Origin of the sequence: Obesumbacterium proteus, assembly GCF_001586165.1 — a bacterium.
In the GTDB taxonomy this organism is placed as follows: domain Bacteria; phylum Pseudomonadota; class Gammaproteobacteria; order Enterobacterales; family Enterobacteriaceae; genus Hafnia; species Hafnia protea.
Genome location: NZ_CP014608.1, coordinates 2,378,332 through 2,392,041, shown reverse-complemented (window position 1 = coordinate 2,392,041; position 13,710 = coordinate 2,378,332). Strand labels below are relative to the sequence as shown.

The 13,710-nt window shown below is 47.7% G+C and carries 12 protein-coding genes; 7 read left to right on the top strand and 5 right to left on the bottom strand.

The features are described 5' to 3' along the window. Nucleotides 1-59: 59 nt before the first annotated feature. Together uraH and DSM2777_RS11395 are read right to left on the bottom strand one after the other, a co-directional pair. Nucleotides 60-473 (bottom strand): hydroxyisourate hydrolase, encoded by a 414-nt coding sequence (gene uraH, locus DSM2777_RS11400; RefSeq protein WP_061554013.1) that lies wholly within the window; start codon nt 471-473, stop codon nt 60-62. Between the two features lie 128 nt (nt 474-601). Next, nucleotides 602-997: a (R)-mandelonitrile lyase gene (locus tag DSM2777_RS11395; protein WP_061554012.1), complete on the bottom strand. Its 396-nt coding sequence runs from the start codon at nt 995-997 to the stop codon at nt 602-604. Between the two features lie 185 nt (nt 998-1,182). On the opposite strand from DSM2777_RS11395, the gene DSM2777_RS11390 reads away from it, so the two are divergent. The 4 genes from DSM2777_RS11390 (at nt 1,183) to lldD (ending at nt 5,905) form a co-directional block, all read left to right on the top strand. Next, a complete protein-coding gene (locus tag DSM2777_RS11390; RefSeq protein ID WP_046458602.1) occupies nt 1,183-2,076 on the top strand; it encodes a LysR family transcriptional regulator in 894 nt (297 codons plus the stop codon). Between the two features lie 243 nt (nt 2,077-2,319). Next, the gene (gene lldP / locus DSM2777_RS11385; protein WP_046458603.1) at nt 2,320-3,975 is read left to right on the top strand and encodes an L-lactate permease; all 1,656 of its coding nucleotides are present in this window, start codon (nt 2,320-2,322) and stop codon (nt 3,973-3,975) included. Beyond that, entirely contained in the window at nt 3,972-4,763 is a 792-nt protein-coding gene (lldR, locus tag DSM2777_RS11380) for a transcriptional regulator LldR (protein ID WP_061554011.1), read from the top strand. The genes lldP and lldR overlap by 4 nt, the downstream gene beginning before the upstream one ends. Beyond that, entirely contained in the window at nt 4,760-5,905 is a 1,146-nt protein-coding gene (lldD, locus tag DSM2777_RS11375; RefSeq protein WP_025800593.1) for an FMN-dependent L-lactate dehydrogenase LldD, read from the top strand. Before lldR ends, lldD begins: the two co-directional genes overlap by 4 nt. A gap of 55 nt (nt 5,906-5,960) precedes the next feature. Here the strand turns inward: lldD and DSM2777_RS11370 are convergent, their stop codons facing one another. Then, nucleotides 5,961-7,415 (bottom strand): EmmdR/YeeO family multidrug/toxin efflux MATE transporter, encoded by a 1,455-nt coding sequence (locus DSM2777_RS11370; protein ID WP_061554010.1) that lies wholly within the window; start codon nt 7,413-7,415, stop codon nt 5,961-5,963. Between the two features lie 365 nt (nt 7,416-7,780). Further along, nucleotides 7,781-8,983, bottom strand: coding sequence for an NAD(P)/FAD-dependent oxidoreductase (locus tag DSM2777_RS11365; RefSeq protein ID WP_061554009.1), 1,203 nt, complete (start codon nt 8,981-8,983; stop codon nt 7,781-7,783). Between the two features lie 234 nt (nt 8,984-9,217). Here DSM2777_RS11365 and DSM2777_RS11360 point away from each other — a divergent pair, with 234 nt between their 5' ends. Next, nucleotides 9,218-9,727, top strand: coding sequence for an RrF2 family transcriptional regulator (locus DSM2777_RS11360; protein ID WP_025800590.1), 510 nt, complete (start codon nt 9,218-9,220; stop codon nt 9,725-9,727). Between the two features lie 104 nt (nt 9,728-9,831). On the opposite strand, the gene DSM2777_RS11355 is transcribed toward DSM2777_RS11360, so the two are convergent. After that, nucleotides 9,832-10,548, bottom strand: coding sequence for a GNAT family N-acetyltransferase (locus DSM2777_RS11355; RefSeq protein ID WP_061554008.1), 717 nt, complete (start codon nt 10,546-10,548; stop codon nt 9,832-9,834). Between the two features lie 485 nt (nt 10,549-11,033). Between DSM2777_RS11355 and megL the strand changes: the two genes are divergently transcribed. Together megL and DSM2777_RS11345 are read left to right on the top strand one after the other, a co-directional pair. Beyond that, nucleotides 11,034-12,227, top strand: a complete 1,194-nt coding sequence (gene megL, locus DSM2777_RS11350; RefSeq protein ID WP_061554007.1) for a methionine gamma-lyase — start codon at nt 11,034-11,036, stop codon at nt 12,225-12,227. 164 nt (nt 12,228-12,391) lie between these two features. Further along, nucleotides 12,392-13,675, top strand: coding sequence for an amino acid permease (locus tag DSM2777_RS11345; RefSeq protein ID WP_061554006.1), 1,284 nt, complete (start codon nt 12,392-12,394; stop codon nt 13,673-13,675). The last annotated feature ends 35 nt before the right edge of the window (nt 13,676-13,710 follow it).

Below are 13,710 nucleotides of genomic sequence, written 5' to 3'. Positions count from 1 at the left end.
TAAAAAGGCCGCAGATAAATGCGACCTAGTAAAAATATGAATGCTAACTATAAAATATATCAGCTACCACGATATGTTGAGTAACCATATTGACTCAACAACAAAGGCACGTGTAAATGCTGGTTAGCTTTGATCACGTGAAACACAACCGGTATTTCTGGGAAGAATGTCTCTTGTTTGAGTTTTGAGAAATACTCACCCGTTTTGAACGTCACTTTATAATCGCCCAGCGCCATACTTTGCCCCTGCGGATACAGCGCAGGAATACGCCCATCATTGTCAGTGACTCCAGTCGATAAATTCACCCAGCGATCGCCTTCTTTATGTTCTAGCGTAACGGCAACACCGGCAGAAGGCAGCCCGGTCTGCTGATTTAAAATATGCACGCTAAGCGGATTTTTAGCCTGTTCCGCAAACACCGTGGTAGACAAAGAGATAAGCGAGGTCAGAAGCGCGATTTTCAACAATTTCATCCGTTAATCCTTTTTGTTTGTCTTGAACATTGAATCTAGCACGCAAAAAACGCGATCTGCCTTTATCACAAAAAGTTTAACAATGGGCTTATGAGCATGATGAAACCGCAATTCTGCCGTGTGTAGCGCTATTTGCGATACTGCTCGTCTGTTACTTTTTCCATCCATTCCACCACGCTACCATTCAGTGATTCAGCAATCGCAATGTGCGTCATCGCTGTTTCTGATGTCGCGCCATGCCAGTGTTTAACGCCTGCTGGGATCCAAGCGATATCGCCTGGGTTAATTTCCTGAATCTCTTTACCTAATTCCTGTACCCATCCGCGGCCTTGGGTAACGATCAGCGTTTGCCCTAGTGGATGTGTATGCCATGCGGTGCGTGCACCAGGCTCAAAGGTGACTGTTGCACCGCCTACGCGCGCAGGGTCTTCAGCCTGAAATAGGCCATCGATACGTACACGACCGGTGAAATAGTCGTCTGAGCCAACCAGTGAAGCCTGCGAGCCGTTATGGATAATTTTCATATTGTCCTCTTCTTTAAACGCATGTAGCCAAGCCGATCAAGCGCTGTAGCCGTCGGAATGCTGTCTGACCTAAACGTTACCCCGATTCATACAACGTAACTAGATAGCTAAATACGCAAGGAGCTATGAGAAAAATTCATAAATAGGCCTATACTTGCGCTATCTTGATCCAAAAGACCTGCAAAATGCTGAAAGAAAACTTTAACGATCTGATCTCTTTTCTCGTCGTCGCCAGAGAACGCAGCTTCACCAAAGCCGCGGCGAAATTAGGCGTATCGCAGTCGGCACTTAGCCATTCCATTCGCGGGCTTGAAGAGCGTCTTGATATTCGTTTGCTCACCCGCACTACCCGCAGCGTAGCGCCAACGGAAGCCGGTGAGAAACTTGCCAACAGCCTTGAGCCGCGGTTTCGTGAGATTGAAAGCGAGCTAGATGCCCTACGAGATATGCGCGACACCCCAGCGGGCAATATTCGCATTACCGCCGGAGAGCACGCCGTAGATGCTGTGCTGTGGCCGTTTTTAAAATCGTTCCTCGCTAACTATCCCGATATCAACGTTGAAATCGTGGCTGATAATTCGCTAACCGATATCGTCAACGGTCGCTTCGATGCCGGTGTTCGCCTTGGCGAGCAAGTGGCTAAAGACATGGTTGCCGTGCGTATTGGCCCAGATATGCGAATGGTGGTAGTGGGATCGCCTCAGTACTTCCAGCAACACAGCAGCCCTTCCACGCCACAAGAATTGCAAAACCATCGCTGCATCAACATGCGCTTACCCACTCGGGGTGGACTGTATGCGTGGGAGTTTGAAAAAGACGGCCAAGAACTTAGGGTTCGTGTCGATGGACAGTTGACGTTTAACAGTCTACGCCAGCGCATTGATGCAGCGGTGGTTGGCTTTGGCTTAGCCTATGTGCCTGAGGATTCCGTGCAAAACGAGCTCGCCGATGGTCGGTTAGTTCAAGTGCTCGACGCGTGGTGCAACACATTCCCGGGTTACTATCTTTACTACCCAAGTCGCAAACAACACACCACGGCATTTTCTTTGTTTGTCGATGCGCTGCGCTACCCGTCTTAACATTTAACATTTGCCCAGCGGCACAGTCCGCTGGTGCTCATCTCTTCACTCCCAGCCCCTCTTTGGTCGTACCAATCCAACTAAAAACGTGAGCATTCGCGGCAGAAAAATAAAAAAAGTAAACGCTATCGTTGCAAGAAATTAACAAAAGATTAACCATTGAACACTATAACAGTGACCCGCCCAATTTGGTCAGACCAATGGAGCGGAACAATAAAGTGTCTGTTCTCTGGAGATACCTGCATGCAAGTTTGGCAACAAGTTTACGACCCCATCGGGAATATCTGGCTATCCAGCCTCATCGCAGCGTTACCGATTTTGTTCTTCTTTTTTGCGTTAATAAAACTCAAACTCAAAGGCTATATTGCCGCCACGATTACGGTCGGCATTGCACTTTTGGTGGCGCTATTTTTCTACCAAATGCCCGCCGACCGCGCCTTTGCTTCCGTTATTTATGGTTTTTTTTATGGTCTGTGGCCTATCGCTTGGATCATCATTGCCGCCGTCTTCGTCTACAAGATCTCGGTAAAAACCGGGCAGTTTGACATCATCCGTTCTTCCATTCTTTCCATCACGCCGGATCAACGTCTGCAAATGCTGATTGTTGGTTTCTGCTTCGGTGCATTTTTGGAAGGTGCCGCAGGCTTTGGTGCGCCCGTAGCAATCACCGCAGCACTGCTGGTGGGTTTAGGTTTTAATCCGCTTTATGCCGCTGGCCTTTGCCTGATTGTAAACACCGCGCCGGTTGCCTTCGGTGCGATGGGCATCCCTATTATTGTGGCTGGACAAGTCACCGGCCTCGACAGCTTTGAGATTGGTCAGATGGTGGGACGCCAGCTGCCATTCTTGACCATCATCGTGCTGTTTTGGATTATGGCTATCATGGATGGCTGGCGCGGTATCAAAGAGACTTGGCCTGCGGTTGTGGTTGCCGGTGGTTCGTTTGCCGTCGCCCAGTACCTGAGCTCTAATTTTATCGGGCCTGAGCTGCCAGATATCATTTCATCGTTAGTGTCGCTTGTGTGCCTCACAACGTTTCTGCGCGTATGGCAGCCAAAGCGTATCTTCCGTTTTAACGATGTGGGCGCATCAGTTACCGATCAAACGCTCGCACGCCAAAACTACACGACCAAGCAGGTTATACGCGCATGGATGCCCTTCATTTTCCTGACCGCCACGGTCACTATTTGGAGCATTCCGCCGTTCAAGGCATTGTTTGCCAAAGGTGGCGCATTACAGGATTGGGTGTTTAACTTCTCCGTTCCTCTGCTAGATAAGCTGGTAGCAAAAATGCCGCCGGTGGTAGCGGAAAGCATGCCTTATGCCGCGGTGTATAAACTCGATTGGCTCTCGGCAACCGGCACAGCCATTATGGTGGCGGCGGTTATCTCAGTTATCTATCTGCGCATGAAACCGCAGGCCGCGGTAGCGACATTCTTCTCCACGATGAAAGAGCTGGCGCTGCCGATTTACTCCATCGGGATGGTTTTAGCGTTTGCATTCATCTCTAACTATTCAGGTTTGTCTGCAACGCTGGCGCTGGCTTTGGCGCACACCGGCGACGCATTCACCTTCTTCTCACCGTTCCTTGGCTGGCTAGGCGTGTTCCTTACCGGCTCCGATACCTCATCAAACGCGCTGTTCGCGGCACTTCAGGCAACAACCGCACAGCAAATCGGTGTTTCAGATGTTCTACTCGTTGCGGCAAACACCACCGGCGGCGTGACGGGGAAAATGATTTCACCGCAGTCTATCGCCATCGCCTGCGCCGCCGTAGGGCTGGTTGGTAAAGAATCGGATCTATTCCGCTTCACGGTGAAACATAGCCTGATATTCACCTGCATGGTGGGTGTGATCACCACGCTACAGGCGTATCTGCTAACTTGGATGATTCCATGACGTCATTGCCACAACCTCGCCTTGCCGACCATTTAGTCGAGCGCGTTAAGGCGATTATTCACGAACGTAATCTGGAGGCGGGCATGCGTTTGCCCGCCGAGAGGCAGCTTGCCGCCGAACTTGGCGTATCTCGCTCATCGCTACGCGAGGCCATTCAGAAGCTGATCAGTGAAAATATTCTGATCAGCCGCCGCGGCGGCGGCACCTACGTGCGCTTTGAGCTACAGCCTTGGTCGGAACAACGTATCGTCGAACCTCTGCGAACGCTGGTTGCCGAGGATCCCAACTATCGTTACGACATCCTCGAAGCTCGACACGCGATTGAAGCCAGCACCGCATGGCACGCCGCAATGCGAGCCACCGACGCTGACAAAGAAAAACTCCAATACTGTTTTGATGCCACGCTGAAACTGAAAGAAAGCGATAACCCCGATCTCGCGGCGCAGGCCGATGTACGTTTCCATCTGGCCATTGCCGAAGCCTCACACAACGTGGTGTTACTGCAAACCATGCGCGGATTTTTCGATTTAATGCAGTCGTCGGTGATGCATAGCCGACAACGTATGTACACCGTACCCACCATTTTCTCTCGACTCACCAAGCAACATAACGAGTTGCTTGAGGCCATTCTGGCCGGCGATCCCGAGCGTGCTAGCAAAGCGGCAAAATCACACCTCGGTTTCGTTCACTCCACCATTAAACATCTGCATGAAGACGAAGCGCGGCAGGCCCGTATCACTCGCCTGCCCGACGAAGAAACAAATGTAACAAGGGAAGGAAATCCATGATTATTTCAGCTGCAACCGACTACCGCGCCGCGGCGCAACGCAAACTGCCTCCGTTTTTGTTTCACTACATTGACGGCGGCGCTTATGCCGAACACACCCTACGACGCAACGTAGAAGATCTGTCGCAGGTAGCGTTACGGCAGCGCGTACTGAAAAATATGTCGGCGCTGAGCCTTGAGACTCAACTGTTCAATGAAAAACTCGCCATGCCCGTTGCGCTTGGCCCGGTAGGATTATGCGGGATGTACGCACGTCGCGGTGAAGTTCAGGCCGCTCGCGCCGCCGATAATAAAGGCATTCCGTTTACCCTCTCCACCGTTTCCGTTTGCCCTATCGAAGAAGTTACACCGGCAATTAATCGCCCTATGTGGTTTCAATTGTATGTGTTGAAAGATCGCGGATTTATGCGTAATGCCTTAGAGCGTGCCAAAGCCGCAGGCTGTTCAACGCTGGTGTTTACCGTAGATATGCCGACGCCGGGCGCGCGTTATCGTGACGCCCATTCAGGAATGAGCGGCCCCAATGCCGCGATGCGTCGCTATCTGCAATCAATGACGCATCCCGCCTGGGCATGGGACGTGGGGCTTAATGGCCGACCACACGATTTAGGCAATATTTCGGCCTATCTGGGCAAGCCGACGGGACTTGAAGACTACATCGGCTGGCTGGCGACGAACTTCGATCCATCGATCTCTTGGAGCGATTTAGAGTGGATCCGCGATTTTTGGGACGGCCCAATGGTGATTAAAGGTATTTTGGATGCCGAAGATGCGCGTGATGCAGTCCGCTTCGGCGCAGACGGCATTGTGGTATCGAATCATGGCGGTCGCCAATTAGACGGCGTGTTGTCGTCTGCTCGCGCCCTGCCCGCAATTGCTGATGCGGTTAAAGGCGAAATTAAAATTCTTGCCGATAGCGGTATTCGCAGCGGGTTAGACGTGGTGAGAATGATCGCCCTCGGTGCTGATTCCGTGTTGTTAGGCCGCGCCTATTTGTATGCGTTGGCCACCGCCGGACAGGCCGGTGTAGAAAATCTGTTGGGCTTAATCGAAAAAGAGATGCGCGTTGCGATGACGCTCACGGGCGCGAAATCTATCGCTGAAATTAGCCGCGACTCTTTGGTACAGGAAGGATTGAGCTAATTGATTTACCAATCTCCCCCCGAATACGGGGGGAGCAATATCGTTAACGGTACACTTATTCCGTTTTATTGGCGTCGACTTCCACGAGTTCAGGCTGAATACGAGGATATTTCCATAGCCAGCGACCGCTGACCATACGCCAATAGAAGCATACGCCGCGCACCGCCCAGTCAAAGAACATCCCCAACCAAACACCAACAACTCCCATGCCAAGCACAACGCCTAGCGTATAGCCTGCCACGACGCGGCAGCCCCACATTCCGAGCATCGAAATCCACATGGCAAAGCGAACATCACGTGCGCCTTTAAGCCCAGCCGGAAGCACCCACGATGCAGCCCAGATCGGCATAAATGCGGCATTGAGCCATAGCAGTATTTTAACCACGTCGATAACATCGGACTCTTGGGTATAGAAAGACGCAAACAAGCCCGCAAAAGGTACTGTTCCCCATGCGATGATGGTCAAAACGATAGTTGATAACCAGAAAACATAACGAAGCTGACGTTCGGCTTGGCCTATTTGCCCTTTGCCCAAGCGTCGTCCTACGATAATCGTTGAAGCAGAACCCAACGCATTACCGGGTAGGTTGATTAATGCCGCCACTGAAAAGGCAATAAAATTACCCGCGATAACGTTGGTGCCCATACCCGCCACAAACATTTGGGTTAGGAGTTTGCCGCCGGTAAACAGCACCGATTCGATACTTGCTGGAATACCAATGCCCAAAACTTCCCACAGAATATTCAGCTTCAGCGGTTTAAAATAACTTTTCAGCGAAATACGCAGCGCAGGGTTAAAGCCCTTTAACAGCACGTAAATAATGCAGGCCGCTCCGATATAACGAGAAAGCGTTAGCCCAAGCCCTGCGCCGATAAAACCGAGCCCGCCCCAGCCAAAAATACCGTAGATCAGAACGCTACTGATCATGATGTTCAGGATATTCATTCCACCGTTAACCAACAGGGGAATTTTGGTATTACCAGCACCGCGCAGCGCCCCGCTACCGATGAGCGCAATGGCCGCGGCGGGATAACTCCACACCGTGGTTTGCAAATAAGAAAGCGCTAACGCTTTGACTTCTGGCGTCGCGTCACCGGCAATCACATTAATAATGTGTTCACCAGCCAAATGGATACCCGCAGCCAACAGCAAAGCAACAACCGTCATCAATACCAGTGATTGCCTTGCGGCGGCGCGCGCTCGGCGGCGATCGCGTGTTCCTAAACTAAAGGCGACCACCACGGTCGTCCCTAAATCAACGGCGGCAATAAAAGAAATAATCACCATATTAAAACTATCAGCAAGCCCAACGCCTGCCATGGCTTCTTTGCCAATCCAGCTCACGAGAAAAGTGCTGAGGACGCCCATCAGTAACACGCAGGCATTTTCTATCAAGATAGGAACGGCAAGCGGCGTTATTTCTCGCCAAAATAGAACCCGATAACTTTTTCTTTTCGCATACCAGCGCGTATTAGCTACGCGTTGACGCAGTACTGCATGTAAGTTCAAGATTAGCCTACAAAATTGGAGTGAAACCACGTTTCAAATAATGATTTATAGATACTTATTCTGCAAAGTGTTTTTTGTATCCTACTGTTGTTGGCAAAACGTTCTGGGGGCAATTTATGCTAAGACAGACGCTGATTAAAATGAGCTTACATAAACTAAGGTATTGTAAAAAAGAGAGAATTAGCGTGAGGGAAATAATAATTTCGCTGGCAGGGTTATAACGTAGAAAACAATAATGGGTTTTTGGTATACGTTTTTATTATTAATAAAAAACAATCTTTGAGCCAAGCTAAAACTCAACAACAAAACACCGCATGGCTCAGAAAAGTTAGGGCAAGCTCAAGGCTTGCCCCGCATCGGCGTGATTATACAAACGCTGCCAACGGATCTGCCGCCGCAAAAGCAACATCGCGCTCTGCTTTTGGTGGGTAGATCAGTTCATTGGTGATTGAGATTTTAATCTTTTTAGCTTCTTCGCGAACCGAGTCGACTTTTTGCTCCCAGCCCTGCGTGAAGACCGCGCCCCACGCGCCTAAATCAAGGCAGGTCACGTAGTTTTCCTGGCGGTAAGCCACTCCAGAAACGCCAATCAGATCGGCGGCCACGTTATTACCGGCAAATTTCCCCAGTTGAATCGCATGCTGACAGGTCATCAGCGCTTTATGCCCTAAATTATCGGTTGCAGCATGGGCAACGTCTCCAGTGGCATAAACGCCCGGCAATCCACGAACCTGTAAGTTTTCGTCAACCAGCAAACGACCTTGGCTATCACGCTCCGCTTCTAGCTGCTGTGTGAGAGCGCTGGCTTCTACACCAACGGTCCAGACCACGGTTGAAGTATCAATGCGCGTTCCATCCTTCAACGTCACGCCATTGGCATCAATAACTTCGACTTCCGCATTCAGCTTCCACTCAATACCTAACTCTTCAGAAGCTTGAGCGATAACATCGCGTAATTCAGCGCTGAACCGGCTGCCGATTTCAGCACCACGTTCAACTACGATGACTTTAGTCTTCGTATCCTCACCTAATAGCGCTTTAAGACGCGAAGGAAGTTCGGTTGCCAACTCAATACCGGTAAATCCACCACCGCATACAACGACGGTATTACGCGCTTCACTCGGCTCTTGGTTAGCTAAATTTTGCAGGTGGTTTTCAAACTTCTGGGCCGACTCCAATTGATCAATATCGAAGGCATATTTCTGCGCGCCTGCAACCAATGACTTCTTCACACGGCTACCACTGGCCAACACTAAACGGTCATACGATACCGAAGCGGTATTCCCTGCCCCATCACGATATGAAACTTTTTTATTTTCATAATCAATCTGTTCTGCACTTCCTTGAAGGAAGTTAACACCAATCTCACTAAACAACGGCAGCAAAGGAGAAACCAGCGTGGCCACTTTATCTTCATAAAAACGCGGACGAACGCGCAGTTCTGGCTGCGGCGCTAAGACGGTTATTTCGATATCACGACGATTATTCAGATGCGCTAAACGCGCAGCGCTGATAGCGGCCCACATGCCAGAAAAACCAGCGCCAACGATAAGAATACGGTTATTCATGCTTTGCTACCTTTTGATTATTTGATCATCTACTTCAATAACTACGACTATACATGTCGTCGTTAACTCCGACAACATGTTTCGGAGTTAACGTTAATTCTTATGAAGGAAATTTATCTAATTATTTGATTTTAAAGTCTTTAAAAATACACCCAAGACTATCTATTACGCATACCTTTGCAGATTGTGCGGTTCCATGTATTCTTACTAAGAATTTACTAAGCGGAGTTTGATATGGCATTCTATAGTTCAGGCGTGGAATATGGCCTTCATAGCCTGTTATGCATGGTCGATAGCAAAGGTGACGATCGTGAAATGAATGTGCGTGAGATGGCTGAACTGCAAGGTGTTCCCTTCGATTACCTTGCCAAAATTTTTACCCGTCTTTCACGTGCTGGGCTAGTGGTCAGCACTGAAGGTAAAGGTGGCGGATTCCGCTTAGCGAGAGCACCAGAGCTCATTACGGCGCTTGACGTTGCGCAGGCCATTGATGGCTCCAAGACGGTGTTTGAGTGCAAAGAAATTCGTCAACGCCTCGCTGTTTTTGAGGAAACACCTCCAGCTTGGGCATGCGAAGGTCCATGCAGCATTCGTGCGGTCATGGATAGCGCCCAGCAGCGCATGGAAGAAGAGTTGGCTCGTCACACGATTTTAGATTTGGCTCGACGTACATTCCGTAAAGCGCCAGACACTTTCGCCATCGAAATTCAGGATTGGATTTCAGAACGTCGCAGCTCGAGGTAAAGGCTGAGTAAATTATCGCCGAATACTTTTTAAAAAATATAAGACGCTCGAAAGCGTCTTATAGGTTTATTGCGAATAAGAGTTATATTCAGAAAAGAATAATCTCATGCCACGCTGTTATTTCTAAAATCATTTAGGCTTCGGCGTTGCTGACCTTTCTCATCAAAATTCTCTTGGCTGAGCCAAGAGACAAGTGCATTTCGAACTTCTGGCCATTCTTCATCAATAATCGAAAACCATGCCGTATCTCGGGTTCTTCCTTTATAAACCGTGGCATTACGGAATAGGCCTTCAAATTTGAATCCTAAGCGCAACGCAGCTTTACGCGACCCTTCATTCAGGGAATCGCATTTCCATTCATAGCGGCGGTAATGAAGGTTATCCATAACATATGACATCAACAGAAACTGTGCTTCCGTCGCCATACGAGTGCGCATTAATGCTCTGGAATAAACCACCCATCCCATTTCAATCACGCCATTTTTTGCATCAATGCGCATAAGCGCAACGGTACCAATCGCCTTACCCGTCGCTAAATCAACAACCGCATAGTGCAGTGGATCCACTGAAGCTAAGATTGCGTTGAAGTGCAGATCAAACGCCTGTCGATCCTTAAATGGGCCAGCAGGAAGATACGTCCAATCCTTTTCTGAGCCGGACAATTGATAAGCTTCGAACAGATCGTCAGCATGAACAGCGGATACCCTTTCTAACCGGCAATACTGCCCGTTAAGGACTAATTGGGTTGGCACCTCACATCCATGCCAATGAGGTAAGCTGTGCCCTATAGGCTGGTTGTACTGATTATAGTCATTATCCATAACTCATGTTTTCTCTGTGTAAAATGCCGTAGCGACATTGTATCTTATTAAAATAAGAACATAGGTCCTATCGTTAAAATAAAATGTATATATTTATTTAACTGTATCTTCTATAGCAATAAAACACGACAAGCGAAACAACGCATTATACGCGCAAACTAGTTTAATAAATCCAATCATCGCCTTCGTGCATTTTTACAACTTTAAACACCCTGCTCATATATTTAATTCAGGCATCAATTACTCGTTAAAAAAAGACCACCTAAATCGTGTTGAAAAATACATTTTTATTTTAAAGTGAAGTTTGTATTTTTAATTTTTAAAATTTATTTTTTAAACTGTAAACAATATTTCCAGTATTGGAAATGTTATTTACGCGGAAAAACATTTAAATATAAAAACCTATGCATTTCAATTAAATAAATTCTGGCATACGTATTGCTATATACATTAGGACAATACCTAACCTAATGAGGCAACGAAGTATGAAACTGCACGATAAAGGCTATAACACTAAAACCATCCATGCAGGACAGCATCCAGATGCAACAACCGGTGCGCTAGCCACACCTATTTTTCAGACTTCTACATTCGTATTCGAAAACGCGAAGCAAGGCGCAGCCAGATTTGCCCTCGAGGAACCGGGATATATCTACACCCGCCTTGGGAATCCAACGCAAACGGCCCTTGAAGAAAAAATTGCCATATTAGAAGGAGGTGAAGCCGCGTTAGCCACCGCATCGGGAATGGCCGCGATTTCATCAACGCTACTAACGCTGTGTGGACAAGGCGATCACATCGTGGCTTCTGAGGCAATATATGGCTGTACCCATGCGTTATTGTCGCACAGCATGCCTAAATTCGGGATAGAGGTCACCTTCGTCGATGCTGCCAATATAGAAAACATCAAGGCAGCAATAAAACCAAATACCAAAGTGGTTTATATTGAGACTCCCGCCAACCCTACCTTATCCATTATCGATATCGAGCAAAGCGCCAAACTCGCTCATGCCAACGATGCATTATTAGTCGTCGATAACACCTTTATGTCACCTTATTGCCAAAACCCACTTAAATTTGGTGCTGACATCGTGGTTCACAGCGTGACTAAATATATTAATGGCCACGGTGATGTGATCGGCGGTGTGATCGTTGGTGACCAAGAATTCATCAATCAAGCGCGCTTTGTCGGCGTTAAAGATATAACCGGTGGCTGTATCAGCCCTTTCAACGCTTGGCTCACACTGCGTGGATTAAAAACCTTGGCCGTTCGCATGGAGCGCCATTGTCAGAATGCCATGCAGGTAGCGAAATTTTTATCCTCGCATTCAGCCGTCACAAAGGTTTATTATCCCGGCCTGCCAGAACATCCAAACTATGAATTGGGCAAAAAACAGATGTCGAATTTTGGCGCTGTGATTAGCTTTGAAATTAAAGGGGGCGTTGAAGCAGGGCAAACCGTGATGGACTCCGTTGAACTTTGCCTGCTTGCTGTCAGCCTTGGCGATACTGAAACCTTGATTCAGCACCCTGCATCCATGACGCATTCACCTATGTTACCAGAGGAAAGAATGAAAGCCGGTATTACCGATGGCCTAATAAGAATATCTGTAGGACTTGAAGATCCTGAAGATATCATCGCTGACCTCGAACAAGCGTTTAATAAGGCGATTTATTAACCTGAGCTAATTTATCCTCTTATCAGCCGCGGCATCAGCACGATAGTCAAAGCTATCATCATGCCGTGGCTGCTTTAAGAGGAAACAGTCGAGTGCGCGCATATAAAACAGATAGGCACCGGCTGCAATTTTGACTCTCTCGATTATTCAGACAGGAGTAACTCATGTCGACCATTGCTTCCCTAAGTGAAACAAAGCGGCAATACAAAAGTGTTCCCCTCACGGCCTATGATATTGGCTGGATATTATTGTGCATCGGCATGGCAATTGGGGCAGGAACCGTGTTAGTGCCAGTACAAATCGGCCTGAAAGGCATTTGGGTATTTATCGTCGCATTTTTAATCGCCTACCCTGCCACCTACATGCTACAAAACCTTTATATGAAAACGCTCTCGGAGAGCGACATTTGTGAAGACTACTCTAATATTATCACCCAGTATCTTGGTAAAAACTGGGGGATCGCTCTGGGGATTATCTATTTCATCATGCTGGTTCACGGCATGTTTATCTATTCTATTTCAGTAATTTACGACAGCGCGTCATATTTAAAAACGTTTGGGATAACCGATCAGATTCTGTCTGACTCTGCTGTCTATAAACTGGTCGTTTTTATGGTATTAGTGTTTATAGCTTCTCGTGGTGAACGCCTGCTATTTAAAATATCAGGGCCAATGGTTGTCATAAAAGTGGGTATTATTATCCTGCTCGGCCTAGTTATGATCCCTCACTGGGATTTGAAAAATATTACCGCATTCCCTGAGATGGGTATTTTTTGTCGAGACGTGTTGTTAACGGCTCCTTTTGCCTTCTTCTCTGCGGTGTTCGTACAGATCTTAAACCCAATGAACATTGCCTATAGGAAAAGAGAGGAAGACAAGCAGCTCGCCACCTATAAAGCCATCCGCGTACATCGTATCTCCTATATTATCCTCATTAGCATCATAATATTCTTTTCATTCTCTTTTACCTTCTCAATGAGCCATGAGCAGGCCGTAGAAGCCTTTAACCTAAATATTTCTGCTCTCGCCATGGCAGCAAAAGTTATCCCTGGCACGCTTGTCCACATTATGACAACGCTGCTGAATATCTTCGCAGTATTAACTGCATTCTTGGGGATCTATTTAGGTTTTCAAGAAGCCGTTAAAGGCATTTTAGTTAACCTCATCCAGCGCTTCATTCCAGAAGACAAAATCAACCATAAAGCGCTTGGGCTAGGCGTTTATATTTTTATTGTTCTTCTACTGTTTGCTTGGGTTTCTCTCGGTTTCTCCGTGGTGATATTCTTCCATATCGGCAGCCCACTCTACGGCATCGTATCATGCTTAATCCCATGCTATCTGGTCTATAAAGTTAAAAAGTTACATAAATTCAAAGGAGTGCAAACGTGGTGTGTGTTGGCGTTTGGCATCCTGTTGGTCATATCACCCTTCCTTAAATTTTTCGAATAGCAATTAGTCCATTCCAAAAATCTCTCAGTATTGTG